This is a genomic window from Arthrobacter livingstonensis (assembly GCF_003219815.1).
Classification (GTDB): Bacteria; Actinomycetota; Actinomycetes; order Actinomycetales; family Micrococcaceae; genus Specibacter; species Specibacter livingstonensis.
The window spans coordinates 134,333-156,160 of record NZ_QJVD01000004.1 but is presented as its reverse complement, the minus strand read 5'-3'; the positions used below and the strand labels follow the sequence as shown (position 1 = coordinate 156,160).

19 protein-coding genes are annotated in these 21,828 nt (G+C 68.2%); 7 read left to right on the top strand and 12 right to left on the bottom strand.

Annotated features, from left to right (window positions below):
* Nucleotides 1-63: 63 nt before the first annotated feature.
* Nucleotides 64-585 (top strand): GtrA family protein, encoded by a 522-nt coding sequence (locus CVV68_RS05470; protein ID WP_110499995.1) that lies wholly within the window; start codon nt 64-66, stop codon nt 583-585.
* Between the two features lie 49 nt (nt 586-634).
* Here CVV68_RS05470 and CVV68_RS05465 read toward each other — a convergent pair whose 3' ends face one another.
* From CVV68_RS05465 to CVV68_RS05440, 6 genes are all read right to left on the bottom strand, one after another.
* Nucleotides 635-1,885 (bottom strand): cysteine desulfurase family protein, encoded by a 1,251-nt coding sequence (locus tag CVV68_RS05465; protein WP_110499994.1) that lies wholly within the window; start codon nt 1,883-1,885, stop codon nt 635-637.
* Between the two features lie 2 nt (nt 1,886-1,887).
* Nucleotides 1,888-2,814 carry a carboxylating nicotinate-nucleotide diphosphorylase gene (gene nadC, locus CVV68_RS05460; protein WP_211320729.1) on the bottom strand — a complete coding sequence of 309 codons (927 nt, stop codon included), beginning with the start codon at nt 2,812-2,814 and terminating at the stop codon, nt 1,888-1,890.
* Nucleotides 2,811-4,787, bottom strand: a complete 1,977-nt coding sequence (locus CVV68_RS05455; protein WP_170133093.1) for an L-aspartate oxidase — start codon at nt 4,785-4,787, stop codon at nt 2,811-2,813. Before CVV68_RS05455 ends, nadC begins: the two co-directional genes overlap by 4 nt.
* Nucleotides 4,784-6,187, bottom strand: a complete 1,404-nt coding sequence (gene nadA, locus CVV68_RS05450) for a quinolinate synthase NadA (RefSeq protein WP_110499992.1) — start codon at nt 6,185-6,187, stop codon at nt 4,784-4,786. Before nadA ends, CVV68_RS05455 begins: the two co-directional genes overlap by 4 nt.
* A gap of 124 nt (nt 6,188-6,311) precedes the next feature.
* On the bottom strand, nt 6,312-7,046 hold the full coding sequence (locus tag CVV68_RS05445; RefSeq protein ID WP_110499991.1) for an NUDIX hydrolase: 735 nt from the start codon (nt 7,044-7,046) through the stop codon (nt 6,312-6,314).
* A gap of 134 nt (nt 7,047-7,180) precedes the next feature.
* A complete protein-coding gene (locus CVV68_RS05440) occupies nt 7,181-7,777 on the bottom strand; it encodes a hypothetical protein (protein ID WP_146238829.1) in 597 nt (198 codons plus the stop codon).
* A 468-nt stretch (nt 7,778-8,245) separates the two neighbouring features.
* Between CVV68_RS05440 and CVV68_RS05435 the strand changes: the two genes are divergently transcribed.
* From CVV68_RS05435 to CVV68_RS05415, 5 genes are all read left to right on the top strand, one after another.
* A complete protein-coding gene (locus CVV68_RS05435) occupies nt 8,246-9,646 on the top strand; it encodes an amino acid permease (protein ID WP_110499989.1) in 1,401 nt (466 codons plus the stop codon).
* Between the two features lie 144 nt (nt 9,647-9,790).
* Complete coding sequence (locus tag CVV68_RS05430; protein ID WP_438502612.1) at nt 9,791-10,609, top strand: alpha/beta fold hydrolase; 819 nt, start codon at nt 9,791-9,793, stop codon at nt 10,607-10,609.
* A 17-nt stretch (nt 10,610-10,626) separates the two neighbouring features.
* Entirely contained in the window at nt 10,627-11,364 is a 738-nt protein-coding gene (locus tag CVV68_RS05425) for a phosphoribosyltransferase (RefSeq protein ID WP_110499988.1), read from the top strand.
* A gap of 16 nt (nt 11,365-11,380) precedes the next feature.
* Complete coding sequence (locus CVV68_RS05420) at nt 11,381-12,040, top strand: phosphoribosylanthranilate isomerase (RefSeq protein WP_245933357.1); 660 nt, start codon at nt 11,381-11,383, stop codon at nt 12,038-12,040.
* A 247-nt stretch (nt 12,041-12,287) separates the two neighbouring features.
* On the top strand, nt 12,288-12,593 hold the full coding sequence (locus CVV68_RS05415; protein WP_110499987.1) for a hypothetical protein: 306 nt from the start codon (nt 12,288-12,290) through the stop codon (nt 12,591-12,593).
* Here CVV68_RS05415 and CVV68_RS05410 read toward each other — a convergent pair.
* The 6 genes from CVV68_RS05410 to CVV68_RS05385 form a co-directional block, all read right to left on the bottom strand.
* Nucleotides 12,578-13,969 carry an MFS transporter gene (locus CVV68_RS05410; protein ID WP_110499986.1) on the bottom strand — a complete coding sequence of 464 codons (1,392 nt, stop codon included), beginning with the start codon at nt 13,967-13,969 and terminating at the stop codon, nt 12,578-12,580. The two genes, CVV68_RS05415 and CVV68_RS05410, sit on opposite strands and share 16 nt — an antisense overlap.
* Before the next feature lie 157 nt (nt 13,970-14,126).
* A complete protein-coding gene (locus tag CVV68_RS05405) occupies nt 14,127-17,354 on the bottom strand; it encodes an AAA family ATPase (RefSeq protein WP_110499985.1) in 3,228 nt (1,075 codons plus the stop codon).
* Nucleotides 17,351-18,517, bottom strand: coding sequence for an exonuclease SbcCD subunit D (locus CVV68_RS05400; RefSeq protein WP_110499984.1), 1,167 nt, complete (start codon nt 18,515-18,517; stop codon nt 17,351-17,353). The genes CVV68_RS05405 and CVV68_RS05400 overlap by 4 nt, the downstream gene beginning before the upstream one ends.
* 153 nt (nt 18,518-18,670) lie before the next feature.
* The gene (locus CVV68_RS05395) at nt 18,671-19,618 is read right to left on the bottom strand and encodes an aquaporin (RefSeq protein ID WP_110499983.1); all 948 of its coding nucleotides are present in this window, start codon (nt 19,616-19,618) and stop codon (nt 18,671-18,673) included.
* Between the two features lie 82 nt (nt 19,619-19,700).
* Nucleotides 19,701-20,114: a DUF202 domain-containing protein gene (locus tag CVV68_RS05390; protein ID WP_110499982.1), complete on the bottom strand. Its 414-nt coding sequence runs from the start codon at nt 20,112-20,114 to the stop codon at nt 19,701-19,703.
* 5 nt (nt 20,115-20,119) lie between these two features.
* Nucleotides 20,120-20,476, bottom strand: coding sequence for a YidH family protein (locus tag CVV68_RS05385; RefSeq protein ID WP_110499981.1), 357 nt, complete (start codon nt 20,474-20,476; stop codon nt 20,120-20,122).
* 109 nt (nt 20,477-20,585) lie between these two features.
* On the opposite strand from CVV68_RS05385, the gene CVV68_RS05380 reads away from it, so the two are divergent.
* Entirely contained in the window at nt 20,586-21,677 is a 1,092-nt protein-coding gene (locus tag CVV68_RS05380; protein WP_110499980.1) for an ADP-ribosylglycohydrolase family protein, read from the top strand.
* Nucleotides 21,678-21,828: the final 151 nt, after the last annotated feature.

The window sequence follows — 21,828 nt, the reverse complement described above, 5'->3', positions numbered from 1 at the left end:
CACAGAAAACTCACAAGCAACGTTTTGGCTGGCCACAACTGCAGATGGCATTATTGGTTACCGATGGCAACTACAACTCCAGCCGAACCAGCAGCCCTTGAACCAGTGCCCGGCACTGGAGCCGGAAGGGCAGTGCCGGCGACCCTGTCGCGGGTGTGGCACCGCCATCCCGTTTTGTTCTCGCAACTGCGCGGTTTCGGCGTGGTTGCCGTCATTTGCACCGTGGTGTCCATCCTCATTTTTGCCGCCATCCGGCAGCCCCTGGGGACACAGTGGGCCAATGCAATTTCGTTGGTCCTGTGCTCCGTGCTGAATACCGAATTGAACCGGCGCATCAGCTTTGGGGTGCGCGGGATGCACCTTTGGTGGCGGGACCAGCGCCGTGGCCTGTGGGTCATGCTGCTTGCCCTGGCCATGACCAGCGGCAGCTTGTGGGTGCTCCACGAGGTGTCGCCGAATGCGTCCATCGTTGCCGAACTTGTCGTCATCACGCTCGGCAACGTGGCCTCGGCCGTGATGCGCTTCCTGCTGCTGCGCTATTGGATCTTCCGCCGGCTGCGCAAGCGCGAGCTGGCAGCGGTCTAGTTTCCCGCCAGCCCGGTTTCCCGGGCCGACGCCACCTGCGGCCACCGGACTACTCCGCCCCGCTGCGGTGGAGACTGCCCAGCCTTCCCATGCGTTCCACAGCGGCCACCAATTCTTCCGCGGCCGTATCCAGCTGGCCGGAGGTGACCTCCGCGCCGAAGCTGAAGCGCAGCGCCGTTTGGGCCACTTCACGTTCCACGCCCATGGCGGTCAGCACCGCGGAGGGCTCGTCTGATCCTGCCGCGCAGGCCGACCCCGAGGAACAGATGATCGACCGCCGCTCAAGTTCCAGCAGCACCGATTCCCCGCTGGTGCCCGGGAAGCAAAACGACGCCACGGACGGCAGCCGGCGGGTGCGGTGCCCGGTCAACCCGGCCGAGGCCACCTGTGCCAGCACCCGGTCGATGAATCCGTCCCGCAACGCCGTGGCACGTTCGACGGCGGCCGGCCGTGCCGCTTCCGACAACCGCAGCGCCGTGGCCAGGGCCACGGCAAACGCAACATTTTCCGTGCCCGAGCGGGTGCCGCGTTCCTGCCCGCCGCCGTGAATCAGCGGCTCGAACTGCACGCCGCCACGGATGAACAGCAGGCCAACGCCCTTGGGGGCGCCCAGCTTGTGCCCGGAAATGCTCAAGGCGTCCACGCCGAGCCTCGCAACGTTCAGGTCCAGCCACCCCGCCGCCTGCACGGCGTCCGTATGAAAGGGCACGCCAAGGTCCCTGGCTTCGGCAGCCAGCGCCCGGATGTCCTGCACCGTGCCCACCTCGTTGTTGGCGTACATGACGGAGGCCACCGCGACGTCACTTCCCGGCACCCAAGCGGCGGAAGAGCTGCCAAGGCGGGAGCCGGCGTCGTTCCTCCCGGATTCGCGCTGCGAGCCTGACAACACGCTGACAAACCCGGCGGGATCCACCACGGCATCCGCACCGACGGGGACCACATCGATGACAAAGCCATGCACGCGGCGCAGGTAGTCCGCGGAGTCGGCAATGGCCGGGTGTTCAATGGCGCTGATGACCACCCGGTTCCTGCGGGGGTCGGCGGCCCGGCGCGCCAGCGCGATCCCCTTCAGCGCCAGGTTGTCCGCCTCCGTGCCGCCCGAGGTGAAAGTGAGCTCGTCCGGGTGGCAGCCCAGCACATCCGCGGCCTGCCCCCGCGCGGACGCAAGGGCGGCCGCGGCCGCCTCCCCCAGCCCATGGTGGCTGGACGGGTTGCCGAACTGGTTGGTCAGGAACGGGAACATGGCTTCGATGGCCTCGCGGCGGACCGGGGTGGTGGCGGCGGCGTCCAGGAAGATCATGGCTAGGCCTCGATGGCGATGTCCAGGCCGAGGTCCAGGGCCCGCACGCTGTGGGTCAGGGCGCCGACGGAGATGATGTCCACGCCGGTGCGAGCAATCCCGGCAATGGTGGACAGGTTCACGTTGCCGCTCGCCTCCACCAGTGCGCGGCCGTTGACCATCGCCACCCCCGCCACGAGTTCCTTGTTGCTGAAGTTGTCCAGCATGATGGTGTCGACGCCGGCGGCCAGCACGGGTTCGATCTGTTCCATGCTGTCCACCTCGACCTCAAAGTGCGTGGTGTGCGGGAGCTGGGCGCGCACGCCGGCGAGCGCGGCGGTCAGCTTCGCGGTGTCCCCGCCCGTGAGGACGGCCAGGTGGTTGTCCTTGGCCAGCACGGCGTCGGAAAGCGAGAAGCGGTGGTTGTGCCCTCCGCCGCAGCGCACGGCGTACCGTTCCAGTGCGCGCAGGCCGGGGGTCGTTTTGCGGGTGTCGGTGACGCGTGCCTTGGAGCCCTTGATGAGATTGGCGTACTCGGCGGTCTGGGTGGCGATGGCGCTCATGCGCTGGGTGAGGTTCAGCGCGATCCGCTCCGCTGTGAGGACGCCGCGGGCCAGGCCGGTGACGCGCATGATCTTTTGACCCTTTTCGAACGGCTGCCCGTCGGCGACGAGCTGTTCCACCTCGGCAGCCGGGTCCTGGAGCTTCATGGCCGCAGTGAAGACGTCACCGCCGGAAAAAATGCCGGGTTCGCGGGCCACCAGCCAGGCGGTGGCGGTGGCGCGGGCCGACAGGAGCGTGGCCGAGGTGATGTCGCCGTACGGTGCGTCCTCCACAAAGGCTGCTCGCAGGATGTTGTCCACAATCGCGGCGGGGAGCGTTGGCAGCGGCACCGTTGCGGGGTGGACTGGGGGCAGCGGGGCGGGCGGCGCAAGTTCGACGGCGTTCATACTGTTTCGCTTTCAAGTACGGGAAGGCTGGTGGAAAAGTGGGCGGTAGCACTGCTGGCGGCGGACACCCAGGCGGCCGGGGTCCGCCCGGTGGCTGGTTGCTCACGGGGAAAATCGCTGCGGAAATGGGCGCCGGCGGAGCTTTCCCGGGCCAGCGCGGCATGCACCAGCAGTTCGGCCACCAGACGGAGGTTCTCCAGCTCGGCACCCGACTGTGCAGCGGACAACTCCTGGGCCCGCTGTGCCGCAGACAGGGCGGTGGCCGGCAGCGGTGTGGCTGGCAGTGGAACGGTTGACGGGGCTGTAGCGGGCAGTGGGTTGGCCGGCAGGACCGTCACAGGCAGGGCAGTGCCCGGGAGGGAATCCACGTCCGGTGCCTGCGAGCGCCATGCGGCCAGCTGCCCGGCGGCGACGGATAGACCGTTGGCGTCGCGGACCACTCCGGCATGCGCACTCATGAGCTCCCGCAGGGCCTTCCGGGTAAACGGCCTGCGGTGGCCCTGTGCCCAAGCTTCGACGAGGGCCCCTGCTGTCTCCGGCGAAGCTGCTGCCGGGGAGACTGCGCCCGGACAAACTGCACCTAACGAAGCTTCGTCCGGGGAAGCTGCACTGCGGAAAACGTGTGCCTCCGGTATTAGGGGCACGGCTGCCGGCGGCAACCATTGCGGTTCGGCGCTGCGGCCGGGTGCACTGCGCCCGTGTGCGCTGCGCTCGTCGGCACTGCGGCCGGGTTCGGACACCGTGGACTCCACAAAACACGCCACCGCGCGGCGCCCGAATACGATTCCTTCGAGCAGGGAGTTGGAGGCGAGCCGGTTGGCGCCGTGGACGCCGGTGCAGGCCACCTCGCCGGCGGCGTACAGTCCCGGAAGGGAGGTCTGCCCGTCGAGATTGGTTGCCACGCCACCCATCCAGTAGTGCGCGGCGGGCGTGACCGGGAGCCACTCACGGGTCCAGTCAAAGCCGAGCTCACGGGTCTTCGCGGCGATGGTGGGGAACCTACGAGCCAAATAGCCGGCCCCGTGGGCCGCCTCCACGCCTGTGGCGTCCAGAAACACTGTTTCTCCTGGAGCGGCCTGAAAGCGGGCCAGGTGGGCGGCGATGCCGCGGGAGACCACGTCGCGCGGCGCCAGGTCGGCCTCGGGGTGGTACTGCGCCATGAAGGAGGTCCCGGTGCTATCGCGCAGCACGGCCCCGGCGCCGCGGACGGCCTCGGAAATCAGGAAGTTGCCGCCAACGGCCAGGGCGGTGGGATGAAACTGGAAGTATTCCAGGTCGGCCACTGCGGCCCCGGCCCGCCAGGCCGCGGCAAGCCCGTCGGCGGTCGCCACGGAAGGGTTGGTGGTGAACTCGAACAGCTGCCCGGCTCCCCCGCTGGCCAACAGCACGGCATCCGCCGGCAGCTCGGCCGCGCTGCCATCCGTGCCCTGGAAGCGCACGCCGGCGACGCGTCCGCCGTCGAGCACCAGGTCCCTCACAAAGGTGTGTTCCATGATCCGGAGGGTGCCCAGCTCGGCGGCGGCGCGCACAGCGCTGATCAAGTCGTCGGCAATGGCCGCACCGGTGGCGTCGCCACCTGCATGGAGGATCCGGGCGGCGGAGTGGGCGCCCTCGAGTCCCAGTGAACGCCGGCCCGTTGCATGGTCCCTGTCAAAGGCCACACCAAAGCGTTCCAGTGTGGCAATGTCGGCGCCCGCCTCCGAACATAGGATGCGCACGGCCTCTGGGTTGCATTGCCCGGCGCCTGCCTTGAGCGTGTCCGCGATGTGCGCTTCGACGCTGTCGCCCGGGGCGGCGTCCTCCGGCTGCAGCACGGCGCAGATGCCGCCCTGTGCAAAGTGGGTGTTGCTTTGCGCCAGGGCGCCTTTTGTCACCACGGTGACGCGCAGCCCCGACTCCGCGGCGAGCAGGCTGCCGTACAGTCCGGCGATCCCGCTGCCCACCACAATGAGGTGCAAGTTGCGCGCTGTCATGCGACGGGGACTGTCGCGGCCGGGACCGTCGCGGCCGCCGGCACCGGTGTATTTGCCGCAGCCTGCCGGGCCGACCGTTCCTGCACGGACCGCGGCTTGGCCGCCAACATGCGCTCGAGCGCGACCCTCGCGTCGACGGCCGTGGCTTCGGGGACGGTTATCTGGTTCAGGACTTCCCCGCGCACGAGCCCTTCAAGCACCCAGGCCAGGTAGCCGGGGTGTATCCGGTACATGGTGGAACAGGGGCAGATCACCGGGTCCAGGCAGAAAATGGTGTGCTGCGGGTACTGTGCCGCCAGCCGGTTCACCATGTTGATCTCGGTGCCGATGGCGAAGGTGCTGCCGTCCGGTGCCGCCTGGACGGCCTTGAGGATGTAGTCGGTGGAGCCCGACTCGTCCGCAGCGTCCACCACCTCCATGGGGCATTCGGGGTGGACGATCACCCGCACACCCGGGAAGTCAACGCGGGCCTGGTCTATCTGCGCCGTGGTGAAGCGCTTGTGCACGGAGCAGAATCCCTGCCACAGCACCACCTTGGCTTCCCGCATGACAGATTCCCCGTTGCCGCCCAGCGGCAGCCTCGGATTCCACAGCGGCATTTGCTCCAGCGCGATGCCCATGGCCTTGGCCGTGTTGCGGCCCAGGTGCTGATCGGGGAAAAACAGCACTCGCCGGCCGCGCTCGTAGGCCCATTCCAGCACCGTGGCGGCGTTGGAGGACGTGCAGACAATGCCGCCGTGCCGACCGCAGAATGCTTTCAGTGCGGCCGAGGAGTTCATGTACGTCACGGGAACGACCGGTACCCGGCCGTCGGCGTCGGGCTCGGTGCCGTACAGCGCCTCCAGTTCGGCCCAGCAGGCTTCCACGGAGGGGAGGTCGGCCATGTCCGCCATGGAACAGCCCGCGGCGAGGTTGGGCAGGATCACCGCCTGGTGGGGGCTGGAGAGCATGTCCGCCGTCTCCGCCATGAAGTGCACGCCGCAAAACACTATGGCCTCGGCGGTGTCCTTGGCCTTGGCCGCGTTGGCCAGCTGGAAGGAGTCTCCCAGGAAGTCGGCAAACCTGACCACCTCGTCGCGCTGGTAGAAGTGGCCAAGGACCACCACGCGGTCCCCCAGCTCTGCCTTTGCGGCGATGATGCGGGCGGTGAGTTCGTCGTCGGAGGCGTCCTTGTACTCTTGCGGGAGCTGGCCCTGACGCGGTGTGGCGGCCGGGGCCACGTCCGCCTCGGAGGCTCCCGGGCCGTAGCCCGGAGTGCCGGCCAGGGCCTCGGCAAGGTCGAATTCCCAGGGACCCTTGGCCAGGTCATCGTCGCAGCTGGTCTGCGCCCGGCCGGGTTTGCCCCGGCGCTCGGCTTCATCGCGGGTGATGAGCTGGATGGTGGTGTTCACAGATGACATGGCATGCTCCAAGGGGTGGGACGGAGAAATTGAAGGTTGGTGAGGGAGGGTTGGTCCTGTTCACGCATTAGGTGAGGGAGGGTTGGTCCTGCTCACGCATTAGGTGAGGGAGGGTTGGTCCTGCTCACGCATTAGGTGAGGGAGGGTTGGTGGCCGGGAAGTACTCGGAGGTGGCCCCGGTGTAGCGGTACAGGCGGGGCGGCCGGTGCTTGCCGCCCTGCAGGTATTCGTCCGTGGCTTCGATGTGGGCCGTCTGCTTGAGCTGGCGGCGGAAGTTGGCCGGGTCCACCGTGCGGTCCAGCACGGCCTCATACACCTCGCGGACCTGGGCCAAGGTGAATTTTTCGCCCAACAGGTGGTAGGCGATGGAGCCGTACGTCATCTTGTTCCGCAGGCGCCAAAGCGCGTAATCGACGATTTGCCTGTGGTCAAAGGCCAGGGCGTCCAGTCCGTCGGCGCGGAACCACTTCACGTTTTCCGACTCCCGGGCCATGGCTGCCTCTGCGGACTGCACCATGGCCCAGTACACGATCGAGACCACGCGCTGGCTGGGCGAGCGGTGCAGGCCGCCAAACGCGTACAGCTGCTCCAGGTAGCTGGGGGCCAGCCCCGTCGTGTCCTGCAGGTTGCGTGCCGCAGCGTCCTGGAGTGAATCGGCCCGCGTCAGCGGCCCGCCCGGCAGTGCCCACAATCCTTTGAACGGTTCACGGATGCGGCGCACCAGCGGCAGCCACAAGGTGGGCCGCCCGCTGGATTCACTCGGCCGGAGCGCAAAGATGACCGTGGAGATGGCGAGCGCCGGAGGCTGTGCCAGGCGTTCGCTGACGTTGGCCGCACTGGCAAATGATTGGCGTTCCATGCCCGATCACCCCGCTTCCTTAGTTAAAGTCACTTTGACTACAACTGATTTTACGGCTCCTTGGTAACTGAATCAAATCTTTTCGCTAAATAAGTCGAAACCAAAACCCGGCGCCGTCAATCAGGCTCCGTCAATCAGGCCCCAGCAGCCGGGATCCTCGTGGAGAATTCCAGCCTGAGCAGCGACAGCCATTCCCGTGGAATCACAACGGTGAGGAACTTCTCCCCCAGATCAACTCCCAGCCCGAGTACATGGGGGTCGGAGTTGAGGCGCACGCCGGGCACGGGCGCGCCGTCGACCATGATGCCCACGCCGCGTTCGATGCTGGATGCCGGTCCTGCCAGCCCGGGGGAAATCAGTCCACCAGGGAACAAGTCCTCAGGGTACAGCTCATCGGCTGGCAGTTCATCAAGGCTCATCCAGCCAGAAGACCGGTCTCTGGTGCTTTCATCCCGGGACATATTCATCACGACGTAGTCGAGATGTTCGACGGCGAGCGCCTCAACACTGCGCCGCGGCTCCGCGCCGCGGGTCCATGTGGTCCGCACGGCATCCCCCAGCAGCGGGTAGCGCATCCTGGCCCGCCATTGCACCAGCCAGTCCGGCAGCGGCCACGGCGGCTCGATTTCCAGTTGGGCCCGCACGTCGTCCGGCAAATCCGCCAGGTTCACCGGATCCTCCCGGTCCGCCGGGTTCCGCCACACCGTGTAGGAAAACGTGGCGGCAGCCATGACCGTCACCCCCGTTGGATGTCGCGCCGGACCGGCTGGCGGCTGCCTCCTCCAGTGCCGGCTGCCCGGTGAACGTCAGCAGGGGCACCGGAAAGGCAGCCGCCACCTCATCGGGTGTGGGCGGTGCGGGCACGTCAGCGGGCTCGATGCTGCGGTCAAAGTCCATGACCCCACCATGCCGCTTCGGGCCAATTCCCGCAATGGGCCTGTGCCGCGGCAGCACATGCCTAAATGGTGCGCGCCAAATTCCCGCATCCGCACGCCCTGCGCCCGCTCGTCCCGTGGCGCCCCGGCTCCACACCGCACTTGGGCGCCCCCTCACCGGACCGAACTTGGGTGCACCGCCGGCCATGGGGGATAATTCCCCAGGGGCCACGCCGGCAACCCTCCCCGCTGTCCGCAACCAACCGCCTGCAGCTACCCGCCCGCAATACAGCCGCCCGGAACACGGAAGAAGGCCACCCGCCGATGAGCACGCAGCAGTCCGCTGACGCCGAAGCCCCACCCGCCGTAAGCGGCTTGGGGCACTCCCTCAAACAACGCCAGCTGACCATGATGGGGCTGGGCAGCGCCATCGGCGCCGGACTCTTTCTGGGCTCGGGGAAGGGCATCGAAGCCGCGGGCCCCGCCGTGCTGGTTTCCTACCTGGCCGCCGGCACGCTGATCATCCTGGTCATGTGGGCGCTCGGTGAAATGGCCGCGGCCAACCCCAACTCCGGCGCGTTTTCCGTCTATGCCCAAAAGGCGCTGGGCCCCGTGGCCGGATCGACGGTGGGCTGGCTGTGGTGGCTGCAGCTGGTGGTGGTGATTGCCGCCGAGGCCCTGGGTGCCGCCGCGCTGCTGGAAACCATTTGGCCGGTCCTGCCGGTCTGGTTGCTGACGTTGATCTTCGTGGTGGTGTTCACCGCGGTCAACCTGACCAGCGTGAAAAACTACGGCGAGTTTGAGTTTTGGTTTGCCCTGCTCAAGGTGGCGGCCATTGTGCTGTTCCTGGCCTTTGGCGCCGCACTGCTGCTGGGCTGGATCCCCGGGGCGGCATCTCCGGGGCTGGGCAACTTCACCAACAACGGCGGCTTTGCCCCCAACGGCCTCAGCGGCATTGCCACCGGGCTGTTCGTGGTGATCTTTGCCTTTGGCGGCACTGAAATCGTGGCGGTGGCCGCGGCCGAAACGGCCAATCCCGAACGCAGCGTGGCCATCGCCGTCCGCACCGTCGTGTGGCGCATCCTGGTGTTTTACGTCGGGTCCATCTTTGTCATCGCAGCCATTGTGCCGTGGAATTCACCCGGCCTGGACTCGCCGTTCGCCGCCGTCCTCAACTCCGCCGGCATTAAGTGGGCGGGCACGGCCATCACGCTCGTTGCCGTGGCCGCCCTGCTGTCCGCGCTCAATGCCAACCTCTACGGCTCCTCCCGCATGATCTACTCGCTGGCCGAACGCGGCGAGGCACCGCGCATCTTTGCCCGGACCACCCGCCGCCGGGTTCCCCTCGCGGCCGTTGCCATTTCCGTCAGCTTTGGCTTCGCGGCGGTGGTCCTGGAGCTCATCTTCCCCGGCCGGGTCCTGGACGCGCTGTTGAACCTGGTGGGCTCCACCTGCCTGATCGTCTGGGGGATCGCGCTGGTCTCCCAGTTGATCCTGCGCCGCCGCGCCGACCGGGGCGGCACGGCACTGCCGCTGCGAATGAGGGCCTTTCCCGCCCTGACAATTCTCGGGCTGGTGCTGCTGGCCGCTATCTTTGCCGTCGGATTCCTGGGCGAACAAAGCCGGACCCAGCTGTACGGGACGTTCTCGCTCGTGGCGGGAATCGCCGTCATCTGCTGGCTGGCACAGCGTCACCAGCGCAACCGCCCGGCCGGCCGGCCGTAGGGAATTGCTTCCGCCGCATATTGTGACTACCGTCTCAGGTGGACGGTGTGCTCAACGGTGCGCATGCCGTTCCGAAGTTGGCGCCTTGATGTCGCTACTGTGGATGTACGACGGCGGCACGCGCCACCGCGGGAAAGGTCACCCATGTCTGTCCCTGGCAAGCCCCAGGCCGCTGTGGCCATGCACAACATTGAAGGTGCCAGCGCCGGCCTGAACGTTGCCGCCTTTGACCCTGACACCGCCGCGGACCTCCCTCCGGTATTTCTCATCCACGGCTTTGCCTCCTCGATTGACCTCAACTGGGTCAAGAGCGGCTGGGTGGCCGCCCTGAACCGCGCCGGACGCCGCGTTCTGTCCGTGGACCTGCCCGGCCACGGCAAGAGCACCTCCCCCTACGACCTGGATTCCTACACGCCGGGGAAGATCCGCGCCGACCTGCTGCAGGTGCTCATCGACGAGGGCGTGCGCCCGCTGCGCGACGGCGATCCCAGTTCCGGCGTGGACCTGGTCGGGTATTCCCTGGGCTCGCGGCTGGCGTGGGAGTTTGGCGCCACGCAGCCGGAGCTGGTGCGCAGGATGGTGCTGGGGGGCCCGAACCCCCACGACGTGCTGGCCGACTTTGACCTGGCAGCTGCTCAAAATTTCCTCAACGATGGCACCCCCATCGCAGACAAGTCCACAGCCTGGCTGCTGAACATGGCCCAGCTGGTGCCGTCAAATGACGTCTTTGCCCTGCTGGCCCTGGTCCAGGCCGTGAAGCTGGAGCCGTTCGACCCCACCGACGCCGTCCCGAAGATGCCGATCCTGCTGGTGGCCGGCGACCTGGACGAACGCGCCAAGGCGATGACCCTGCTGGCCGAACTCAGCGGCCGTGCCGAACAACGCATCATTGCCGGGCGGACCCATGAAAACATCGTGACCTCGCGGGAATTCAAGGACGCCGCCATCGAGTTTCTAGGGTAATCCGGGACACCGCCGGCATGGGATACAGCTCCGAACCCCGGCCGTGGCTGCCCTTTCTGGACAGGAACGACGCCGGAACCCGTCTCGGGCGGGCCCTGCGGCACCCCGGAAAGGACATGCCGGGAGTGGACAGCACCGTGGTGTTGGGGCTCGCGCGCGGCGGTGTCCCCGTTGCTGCGGCCGTCGCGCGGGCCATTGGTCGTCCCCTCGGCGTCATGGTCGTTCGCAAGCTGGGCGTCCCCGGCTCACCCGAGGTGGCCTTTGGTGCCGTGGCCACCTATGGCGGCGCCACCTCCACCGTGCACCTGGAACGGACCATCCGGGAGCTGCGCGGCCACGGCTATGGCCTCGCCGAGCTGGAGGGGGTGGACCGCGGCGAACGCGACGAGCTGGCCAGGCGCCAGGGACTGTACGTCCACGGAACCCAAACGCCCGTCGCCGGACGGACAGTGCTTTTGTGCGACGACGGGCTGGCCACCGGTGCCACCATGCGCGCCGCCGTCGTCCTCATGCGGGAGGCCGGTGCCGGCGTCGTGGTCGTGTGCGTGCCGGCGGCACCCAGGCACAGCTGCGCCGAGCTCGCCGGTGACGCCGACAGGGTGATCTGCCTGCAGCCGTGGCCGAACCTCCGTGCCGTGAGTGAGGCGTACCTGCGCTTTGGCCAGGTGGGCGACGCCGAGGTCCTGGCACTGTTGGCCGGCACTGGGCCACTCCCGGAGGATTCAGGGGATCCGGGTCCGCTAAAATGGCAATGACGTCCCGGAACCGGGCATGGCAACCCCGGATGAAATGGAGGACACGGCGCTGATGGCGGGAATGTACATCAAGATCTGCGGCCTGCAGAGCGCCGAAGCCGTTGCCGCGGCCACCGGCGCAGGGGCCGATGCCGTCGGATTTGTCTTCGCGCCGGGCAGCCCCCGCACCGTCACCGCAGACCTTGCGTTCAGGCTCGGGCGTGAAGTGCCCCACGGCGTTGAAACCGTCGGAGTGTTCCGCAACCAGCCACTCGGCGAAGTCCTGGAGACCGCGCACCGGGCGGAGCTGACAACCGTGCAGCTGCACGGCAACGAATCAATGGCGGACATCGTGCGCCTCCGCGGGGAAGGATTCCGCACGCTCCGCGCCTTCTCGGCGGCTGCCTACAATGCCTTGGACGCAGCGGACAAGGTCGCGTGGGATTCCGAGCGGATCCTGCTGGACGCCGTCGAACCCGGCGCCGGCGTGGCCTTTGACACGACAGCAGTGAAGGCCGGCCCGCCGTCGGGCTTCTGGCTGCTGGCCGGAGGGCTCACGCCGCACAATGTGGAGCAGCTGGCCACCACCCTGCGGCCGGCGGGAGTGGACGTCTCCAGCGGTGTGGAATCGAGCCGCGGCGTCAAGGACCCCCAGCTCATCCGGGACTTCATCGGGGCACTGCGCGCGCTGGCGTAGCAGAGCTGCCCCCGGCCGTGCGCGAGGTAGGCGGAGCGGGGTCGGGGAGGACTATTCGCAACGTCTGACGTGGCGGGCCTCCATCCGACTAGGCACCAGCCCCTCCACGTAACCATCAGTTCCCCTTTCCCTCAACTTGCTGCCTCATGGCAATGCCTCCGGATGTTCCATGGACGTACCCAGCCGGGCCATCTAAAATGATCACCACAACAACTCCCCCGCGCGTGCCGGGAAAGGGTGACGAACCATGCCAGGAAAACAGCGACACATCGACCAATCGGCGCTGGGCGCAATGATCGAGGATGAGACGTCCTACCCGATTTGGTGCGACCACTGCGGCACGGATTCATTCATTTTCATCGAGGCTGCCCGCCGCCGGCACTGGGCCCCGGCACACTACCTCGACGTCACCTACTTCTGCTCCGAATGCGACTCCATCTATGGGCACCTGGTCAATGAATCCGAGATCAAGCCGGAATTCATGGCCGCCCTGACACGGACCGGCCACCCGCAAGCCAGCGTGGGCGACGCCAGCTACTACGAGGCGTCCTGAGCAATCTTCCCCCGGCGCAGCACAATGGCGCTCACCATGCCCAGGAGCAGGAGCGCCCCGGCGGCGGCGACGGGAACAATGAACGCCGCGTGGTAGCCCACGGACTGTGCCAGCGCACCGGAGATCGAGGACCCCAGCGCGGTCCCGGCAACAATGCCGCTGGCCAGCGCCGTCATGACCGTGCCCATCCACTGCGGAGGGGCCATGACGCTGCCCACGCTGAAGATGGTGACCATGGTGGGACCCACCGGTATGCCCACCAGCAACAGCACAATGACCATGGCGGCCAACGAGTCCGGGAGGAAGAACGCGGCGGAGCCGGCCAGCATGAGCCCAGCGGTCAGCACCCACCGCCAGGCATGGCTGAACGCCACCGGCCAGTAGGCCACGGACAGCGCGGCAACGGCCGAGCTTGCGCCCAGTAGCGCGTACATGAGACCGGCCTGGTCCACCGAGCCGTGCACGCCGGTAAAGGCGGTCAGTGCGGTTTGGGAGGAGCCGAAGAATGTTCCCATGCATAGCATGCCCGCCACGGGTACGGCCACCTTGAACCAGTTGACCGATTCCCTGGGCACGTAGCCGGCATTGCCCGCGGTCCCGCCGGAGCGGGCGGCGACGGAAGTGTGGGTGGGGTGGATGGCAAACAAGGTCACGAGCGAAATCGTCATGGCTGCGGCCAGCAGCAGTGGCAGCCACGGCGCCACGAGCGACGCCAACAGTCCCACCAGGGCCGGTCCCAGCACGAAGGTGATTTCGTCCGCCGTGCCTTCCAGCGACAGCGCCGTGTCCACCAGCGGGCCCCGCTGATCCTTGGGCAGTTTTCTGCTGAGCGCCATCCAGCGCACACGGGACAGCGGGCCCACCTGCGGCGAGGTGGCTCCTGCCAGCAGGGTCGCGGCCAGTACGGCTGCCGTGGCGCCGGCGGTGAATTCACCCGCGGCATATACGAGCACGACGACGGCGCTGACGATGAGTGCGTTCGCCACCGCCGAGACAATCAGGACGGGCTTTTGGCCCAGCCGGTCGGCCAGGTAGCCGATCAGCGGTGCCCCGATGGCTGCGCCGACACCCACGGCACCGGCGGCAAAGCCGCCAATGGCGTAGGACCCGCTGAGGGCGGTGACCAGCGTGAGCACCCCGATGGTGAGCATGGCCAGGGGAACGCGGGCAAACAGGCCCAGCGGGATGTAGGAGTTTCCGGCCAGGCGCGGAAGCATGCCGTAGCGGCTTACTTTTTTGGCAGGCTTTGCGCCGGACGAAGGGTCCGGGAGCCGGCCGGGGCTGCCAAGCGAAGGGTCCGGGAGCCGGTCCGGGCTGCCAAGCGGGGTGTGCGGGGGGCCGGGGGAACCGGCGGACGGGGACTTTGAGGTGGTCATTCTTTTCCGGTCAACAAAATGGTGTGCACCGTCCCTGCCACCCGGTGCACCCGACCCAAATACAACTGCCAGTCTACCGGGCCGGCGTCAGTCCTTGCCCAGGCGGCGCACCCGGCCCACCGGACCCGCTCATTCCAGGCCGGCCCACCTGCCCCGTTCACACCGACTCCAGGGTCAATGTTGACCCTGCCCGGCCCTTGGTGACCTGGAGGTGCACGGGGATGCGCGTCTTCATCTCGGCCACGTGGCTGACCAGCCCCACCACCCGGCCGCCGTCGCGCAGCCCTTCCAGCGCGTCCATGACCTGGTCCAGCGACTCCTCGTCCAGGCTGCCAAAGCCCTCGTCCACGAACAACGTTTCAATGTCCAGGCCACCGGATTCCTGCTGCACCACGTCAGCCAGGCCCAGCGCCAGCGCCAAGGAAGCCATGAACGACTCGCCGCCGGACAGCGTGGAGGTGTCCCGGCTGCGCTGCGTCCATTCGTCCACCACTTCCAGCCCCAGGCCGGACTTGCGGTTGCCGCCGGCCTTTGCGTCGGTGTGGCTGAGCGTGTAGCGCTGCCCGCTCATGGTGGACAGCCGCACCGACGCCGCCATGGCCACCTGCTCCAGCCTGGCCGCCAGCACGTAGCTGGTGAGCGTCATCTTCAACTGGTTGTCCCCGGCGCCGCGGACTGCCTCGGCGAGACCGGCCAGCAGCGCTGCCCGTTCCCGCAGGGGGGCTACGAGCGCCTCGCGGGATTCGAAGGCGGCAGCGGTTTGTGCCACCTGCTCCCCCGCCTTCCGTGCCAGCCCCAAGCGCACGCCGGCCGCCTGGGCCGCGGCTCCCCTGCGCCGGGCCTCGTCCCGGTACTCCGCCAGGTCCGCCTCATCGGGGGCCCGCACGCCTTGGGCAGCTTCCTGCGCGGCTTCGGCAATTTCGGCCCGCTCCAGCTGCGCCGCGTTTAGTGTTCCGGCCCGTTTGAAGGCAGCCAGCTGCTCCGCCATTGCAGCCGCCTCGGACTTGTCCAGCAGCGCGTCACGAACCTGTGCTGCGTCGGCAAAGGCACTGTCCGCGAGCGCGACGGAGAGCGCGCTGGCTGCCGCCGACCCGGCTGCGGCCGCAGAGTCCTGTTGGCGCCGCGCATTCATCAGCGCCGACGTGGCGTGCCTGGCGGCGTCAACGGCCTTTTGCCGCCCGGCCAGCGATGCATGCCCTGCCCGGGCCGCGGCCAGGTCCCGTTCGAGCTGCCCGGCCTCCTGGGCCAGCGCGGCGTTGCCCGCGGTCAGGGACGCGACCTGCCGGCTGGCGGCCAGCAGCGCTGTCTGTGCGCGGGCGACGCCGGTCTCCACGGATTCGGCTTCCCCGGACAGCGCCTCAAGCCGCGCCGCGGCCGCAACGGCAGACTCCAGCGCATTTCTGGCATGCACGACGGCGGCCTCGGCCTCCGCAGCCACGCCGTCACCACCGCGTTCGGCCAGGACCGCGAGCAACTGCCGGGCCTCTGACAGGACGGCGTGCGAATCGGCCGCCAGTTTCTCGGCTGCCTGGCTGGCTGCCTTGGCTTTCCTTTCCGCCTGCACCGCCTCCGCCCCGGAGCCGGCCAGCTCCGACGGGGAAGGGTGCACGGTGCTTCCGCACACCTGGCACGGTTCGCCGTCCACCAGCAGTGCGGCCAGCTCCCCCGCCGCCAATGAATGCCGGAGTTCGACGGCGTCCAGCCACGCCTGCTTGGCGGCCACGGCGTTTTCACGCACGGCCAGGTCTTTCGCAGCGAGCCGCTCGACCACCGCCGACTGGTCTGCATGCTGGCCAATGCTGACGACCAGCCGGGAGGCCGCCTCGTGGTGGTCCGTCGCATGCTGGACGGGGACCGCATCTTCGCGCAGCGTGGCTAGGCCGGTCTTGACCTCCACCAGCCTGGTCCTGCCCCTGGTTTCAGCGTCCTGCTGCGCCGCAACATCCCTGGTTGCCGCGGCGAGGGCTTTTTCACCCTTGGCAAGGTCCACGGCAGCACGGGCCAGCCGCTGTTCAACGGGGATGGCGGCCGCCACGACGGCCAGCTGGCCGGCCAATTCCGTCTCGACCGCAGCCAGCAGCGGAAGGCTTGGCCATGATTCGGCTTCGGCCGTGCCGTCACCTGCACCTGCACCTGCACCTGCACCGTGCAACGATTCGGCAAGGCCTGCCGCCAGCCCGTTGGCGGCAAAGGCCGCCCCTGCCCGCCCGGCCGCGGTTTTCGCGGCGTCGTGGGCCTGGGAGGTGTCGGCGGCGGCGGCAACCACGGCCGCCAGCACTTGTGCCTCATGGTGGCTCGTTAAGGCCCCGTCCCACCGGGCGGCCTCCGATGCCATCGCTGCCACGCGGGCCTGTTCAGCCAGCGCGGCATCCCTGAGGGCATGCCGGGCCTGCCGCTGTTCGGCCGCAGCAACGGCCCCTGCTGCTTCCGTCGCCAGAAGCTCGTTGGCGGCAACATCGTCCGAGGCCCGCTGCACGGCAGCGCCGAGCGATTCGGACAGCCACGCGAACAGCTCCGCACCGGAGGATTCCAGGCTGCCCGCTTCCCCTTTGGCCACTGCGTTGGCCCCGTCAGCCACCGGCAGCCCTCCGGACCGGTCAGCCACCGGCAGCCTTCCGGACCCGTCTCCCGCCTGGCCGGCGCCACCGGCACCGGCCGCGTCAGCCTCCATGTCCCCATCCGGCTCCGCCGGGAAACCGGCCGACTCCAGGACGGCGGCGGCCTGGCTGCGGGCCAGGGCCTCGTGCGCGGCGAGCTGTGCCAGCCCCGACTGCACCGCGGCGCCCGCCTCCCTGGCATCGGCGGTAAGCCGCGCCTCCAGCCCCTGGTAGATCTCGGTGCCGAACAGTTTCTCCAGCAGTTCCTCACGGTCCTTGGCGCTGGCCCGCAGGAACGCGGCAAATTCACCCTGCGCCAGCAGGATGACCTTCGTGAACTGCTCCATGTTCATGCCCAGGAGCCGCTGGATCTCACTGGCGGCCTCGTCGTTGCGCTGCGACAGGGCCACCCATTCGCCGTCGACGAATTCGCGCAGCTGGGTGCTGGCCTGCTCGCGGGTGGTGCCGGTGCCACGCTTGGCCGGGCGCATCCACTCGGGGCTGCGCCGCACCTCCAGGCGGCGCCCGCCGGCGCTGAATTCGCACACGACTTCCGGGCCGTCGCCCTCGGCGGCGTGGTGGCTGCGCAGGTTCTTCAGTGTGTTCCTTCGGGCGCCGGGAATCTGGCCGTACAGTGAATAGGCGACGGCGTCCAGCACGCTGGTTTTGCCGGCCCCGGTGGCTCCGTTGAGCAGGAACAGCCCCTGCGCCCCCAGTGCGTCAAAGTCAACGGTCTCGCGTCCGGCAAAGGGCCCGAAGGCCTGAATTTCCAGGCGGTGGATTCTCACAGGGCGGCCTCCTGGGCGTGCACGGCGGCCAGCGCCCCGCGCAGGACGGCTTGTTCGTCGTCGTCCGCGGGCCGGTGCCGCACGTGGTCAAGGAAGCCGCAGCACAAATCAAGTTCATCCACGGCTGCGGAGACCCGGTCGCTGTAGGACTTCGCCACCGCGCCGCGCGCCTTCTCCGGTTCAAACATGAGCACCAGCGTGTTGGGAAACCGCGTGCGCAGCCGTTCCATGGCGTTGGCGGGCCGGTCGTCGTCGGTGAGCGTGACCTGGCAGTAGTGGTTCTCGGCCTCCGCCCATTCCTCCCCCGACAGCAGAGCCTCCAGCTTGCCGCGGAGCAGGGACAGGGGGCGCTCGGCCGGCCAGTCGACCTTCTCCACGCCGGCCAGCCCGTCCGCCGTGATCTCAATCAGCCACCCGCCCTTGGTGTGGGCGGCCTCGGAGAAGGAATACGGCAGCGGCGACCCCGCATAACGGACCGTTTCACTCAGCCGCTGGCGGCCGTGCAGGTGCCCCAGTGCCGTGTACGTAAAGGCATCAAAAAGGTCCAGCGGAACAGCCCCCACCCCACCGATCGCCAAGTCGCGTTCACTGGCGGAGGTGATACCGCCGCTGGCAAAGGTGTGGGCCAGCACGACGGCGGCCGTTCCTTCCGGGCGCGACACCAGGTCCGCCTTGATTCTGTTGACGGCGGCCTCGGTGACGCTGAAATGGGAGGCAGGTTCGGCGTCGAGCTCGCCGGCGACCAGCCGCGGTTCCAGGTACGGGATGCCATAGACAGCCAGCTGCGGGCCGCCGTCGGAGACGGTCAGCGGGAACAGCACGGGGGTGTCCAGATCGGCGGTGCGGGTGCGCAGGTGCACGCCGGCCCGTTCCATGATGCGTCCGCCGAAGCCCAGCCGGGTGGCGGAGTCATGGTTGCCGCTGGTGATGACGATCGGCACACCGGCCGCATTGAGCCGGGCCAGGATGTCGTCGAAGAGGTTTACCACATCCACATTGGGCAGTGCGCGGTCGTAGACGTCGCCGGCCAGCAGGACGACGTCCACGCCATGGTCCTCCACTGTCCCCAGCAACTGGTCCGCAAAGCGGCGCTGGGCGGGCAGCGTGCCAACGCCATGGAAGGACCTGCCCAAATGCCAATCCGAGGTATGCAACAGCTTCATGGTTCAAAGCTATCGGACGGCACCGACATTGCCCGTTTCGGGGTCCGGCCCGGCAGTGTTGTGCAACCCTCCCCGGATACAACTGCGGCCGGTGCCGAAAAACGACGCTCGGAGCGTGTTTTCGGCACCGGCCGCAGGCCGGATTCGGAGCTGTTACTTGCCGGGGGCGTCGAAGAAGTCCTGGGCGTCGTTGCGCTTCCGGGCATCGACTTTCAGGGCGGCCGCCCCGGCGTCGGACGCCCCGGCGTTGACCTGCCCGGCAGCAACCGGCTTCGGCAGCGCGTCCGCGTCGGTGTCGTCGTCCAGGCCCTCGGAAGAGGCGACATCGTCGCCCGGGGAGGTGGCGCCGTCGTCCGTCTCGGCCACAACGGCAGGGACCGGGGGGACAAAGGTACGGTAGATGGCCGCGGCCAGGGCCCCGCCGAAGAGCGGGGCGAGCCAGAACACCCAGAGCTGGCCGGCAGCCCAGGGATCGGTCAGGAAGACGACGGCGGTGGCCGCGGCCGGGTTCAGCGAGCTGTTGCCGACCGGCAGGGCGATGGTGACAGCGACCGCCAGGGCCAGGCCGATGCCAAACGGCGCCAGCTTCGTCGTGTTGCGGACCGAGGTGGCACCCAAAATGACGGCCACCAGGATTGCCGTGGCAACGATGAGGACAATCACCACGCCCACCATGGGCACCTTCAGGGGCGAATGGTCGTCAAAGCCGCTGGCCAGCGTGGCAAACACCTTCGAAACGCCTCCGGTGGCATCGGAGGGGATGACCTTCACCAGGGCGTAGACGACTCCCGACGCCAACACCGCGCCGATGGTCTGGGCCACGACGAACAGGACCATGGGCAGCCACTTGATGCGGCCCGCAACGGCCATGGCCACGGAGAACGCCGGATTGAAGTAGCCGGTGGAGGCGTGCCCAAAGGACACCAGCGCCGCCACCAGGGCCAGCCCATACGCGAACGCCACCGCGGATGTCGAGGCACTGAACAGGGCCGTGGCCAGTCCTGCAAAGACAATGAAGAAGCTGCCCAGCGCCTCAACGGCAATGCGGGTGCTCAGCGGGTATGGCTGCACGGGGGCAGGGGCCGTTCCGGATGTGCTCATGGTGAAGAAGGTCCTTCGGTGGGAAACAAGTTTTGGGTGGCTGCGCTGCCTCTGTCCGGCCCAAGGCCCGGGCCTGTAAACATTACATTCCCAAGGCAATGGCGCAGATCGCCGCAACAGCCAGAGCCACTATAGCGGCCGATGCTGTGCGTAGCGTAAGTGCCGACGCGGCAATGTCCGCTGCCTGGTCCAGGCGTTCGACGCCGGAGTGCAGCACCCTGATGCGGCTCACCGCACAGGCCACCAGGATGATGGTGGTCAGGCACGCCGCCATGGCGCAGACCCCCAGGGCGATCACGTGGCTTGAGTGTCCGGCGTCGAACACGCCTCCCATGGTTCCGGGCGGGGAGGCGCGTTCATGGGTCAGCGCATGGAACCAGCCGCGCCAGATGAAGATGTCCGCCACGATGATGCTCATGATGGTCCGCCGCCAGGACAGGGCTGTGCGTTCGGGCTGCAGCCCGGGATCACGGGCTGCGCCTTCCGCGTCCGTCACGGCGGTCAGGGCCGGGTCAGGATCAGGACGGCGAAGATCAGCGCAGCCACTGCGACCACGACGGTCATCCCGAGCATCAGCCAGGAATGGGGCAGTTCATGGTTGTTCCGCATGGCTTGTTCCTGGTGTGCCCAGCGACGGTAGCTGACCACGGCCAGCGCGGCGCCGATCAGGGCCAGCACCATGCACAGGATGATCCGCACGACCGTCGGGGCGATCTCCGGCGCCAGCTGGTCGATGGCCACGGCCCCGGCCAGCAGCGCCAGCGCGGTGCGGACCCACGCCAGAAACGTGCGCTCGTTGGCCAGGGAAAACCTGTAGTCGGGGGTTGTGCCGGTCCGTCGCCAGGCAGGCTCGTGCATGGATCTCCTCGTGTTGGTGGTGTGCGGCCATTCTACTGAATCAGCCGCTTGGCCGGCGCACTGGCAACGCAGGCATGCCCCGACGCGCCCGAAACGGTAAATTGGAACCATGACAAGCCAGCCCGAAACCGTCAACGCTCCCCCCTCCGACTTTGCCAGCCGTGTCCAGGGCACGCTGATGGGCGGAGCACTGGGCGACACCTTCGGCTACCTGGTGGAATTCGACTCGTTGGAGGCCATTCATGCCAAATTCGGCCCGGCCGGGCTGGTGGACCTGTCCCAGGCCCGGGGACCCGTGCATTTCTCCGACGACACCCAGATGACCCTCTATACGCTTGACGGACTGCTGGAGGTCCTGGAGTGGGCCAACGACGGGGTGGGCGCGGACATCAACGCCTGCCAGTGGCTCGCCTACCTGCGCTGGCTGAAAACCCAGGGCATTCCCGCTGCCGGCTCCGCCCCCGAGCCGCAGCCGCGCTGGATTGACCGCCAGAGCGTGCTCCACCATCAGCGCCATCCGGGAAATGCCTGTGTCACGGGGCTTGCCTCGGGCCACATGGGCACCGTCTTCCGCCCCGTCAATCCGGATTCCAAGGGTTGCGGCACGGTGATGCGCTCGGCCCCCTATGGCCTGATCCCCCACGTGCCGACGGAGGCCGTCTACAAGATGAGCTCCGACGCCGCCTCGCTCACCCACGGGCACCCGTCCGCCCGGCAGTCCTCCGCCGCGTTCAGCTGGCTGATTCATTCGCTGGCCGTGGGCGGCCTTGGCCTGCGCGCGGCGGCGGAATCCGCCCGCGCCCGCGCCGTCGCCGAGCCCGGTGCCGACGCCGATCTCCTGGCCCGCCTCGATGCTGCCCTCACCCTTTCCGCGCACGACGGCGATCCCCTCTCCGGCGTGCCGCTCACCGACGCGCTGGGGCTGGGGTGGGTCGCGGAGGAGGCCATCGCCGTCGCACTGTATGCGGTGCTGGTGACGGCCCCCTCCGCAGTGTCGCCGGTGGAGCACTTCCTGGCGGCCATGCGCCTGGCCGTCAACCACGACGGCGACAGCGACTCCACCGGCTCCATCGCGGGAAACATCCTGGGCGCGTTCCACGGTGAGGCCGCACTGCCCGACGCATGGCTGAGAATGTGCGAGGACCCCCAGGTCATCAGCCGCCTGGGCGCGCAGCTGATCAAGCTCACCGTCGGTGATTGAGCAGTTCCGGCGGCTGAGCTTCTCGGGGGCTGATCCCCACCCGCTCCCCCAACTCCCAACTCCCAACTCCCAAGCTCATTGTGGTCCCTCCGGCGCGTGGGCCCAGCCGAAATCCGGCGAGTGCACACCTCTGGCGGGCGAAATCCGGCGA

Coding starts and splice junctions, on each gene's coding strand:
- CVV68_RS05445 (WP_110499991.1), bottom strand. CDS start 7,046: ATGGAACGCCAATCATTTGCCAGTGCGGCCAACGTCAGCGAACGCCTG.
- CVV68_RS05395 (WP_110499983.1), bottom strand. CDS start 19,618: ATGAGCACATCCGGAACGGCCCCTGCCCCCGTGCAGCCATACCCGCTG.
- CVV68_RS05400 (WP_110499984.1), bottom strand. CDS start 18,517: ATGAAGCTGTTGCATACCTCGGATTGGCATTTGGGCAGGTCCTTCCAT.
- CVV68_RS05415 (WP_110499987.1), top strand. CDS start 12,288: ATGCCAGGAAAACAGCGACACATCGACCAATCGGCGCTGGGCGCAATG.
- CVV68_RS05430 (WP_438502612.1), top strand. CDS start 9,791: ATGTCTGTCCCTGGCAAGCCCCAGGCCGCTGTGGCCATGCACAACATT.
- CVV68_RS05440 (WP_146238829.1), bottom strand. CDS start 7,777: ATGGCTGCCGCCACGTTTTCCTACACGGTGTGGCGGAACCCGGCGGAC.
- nadA (WP_110499992.1), bottom strand. CDS start 6,187: ATGTCATCTGTGAACACCACCATCCAGCTCATCACCCGCGATGAAGCC.
- CVV68_RS05410 (WP_110499986.1), bottom strand. CDS start 13,969: ATGACCACCTCAAAGTCCCCGTCCGCCGGTTCCCCCGGCCCCCCGCAC.
- CVV68_RS05420 (WP_245933357.1), top strand. CDS start 11,381: ATGGCAACCCCGGATGAAATGGAGGACACGGCGCTGATGGCGGGAATG.
- CVV68_RS05455 (WP_170133093.1), bottom strand. CDS start 4,787: ATGACAGCGCGCAACTTGCACCTCATTGTGGTGGGCAGCGGGATCGCC.
- CVV68_RS05435 (WP_110499989.1), top strand. CDS start 8,246: ATGAGCACGCAGCAGTCCGCTGACGCCGAAGCCCCACCCGCCGTAAGC.
- CVV68_RS05465 (WP_110499994.1), bottom strand. CDS start 1,885: ATGATCTTCCTGGACGCCGCCGCCACCACCCCGGTCCGCCGCGAGGCC.
- CVV68_RS05470 (WP_110499995.1), top strand. CDS start 64: ATGGCAACTACAACTCCAGCCGAACCAGCAGCCCTTGAACCAGTGCCC.
- CVV68_RS05385 (WP_110499981.1), bottom strand. CDS start 20,476: ATGCACGAGCCTGCCTGGCGACGGACCGGCACAACCCCCGACTACAGG.
- nadC (WP_211320729.1), bottom strand. CDS start 2,814: ATGAACGCCGTCGAACTTGCGCCGCCCGCCCCGCTGCCCCCAGTCCAC.
- CVV68_RS05380 (WP_110499980.1), top strand. CDS start 20,586: ATGACAAGCCAGCCCGAAACCGTCAACGCTCCCCCCTCCGACTTTGCC.
- CVV68_RS05425 (WP_110499988.1), top strand. CDS start 10,627: ATGGGATACAGCTCCGAACCCCGGCCGTGGCTGCCCTTTCTGGACAGG.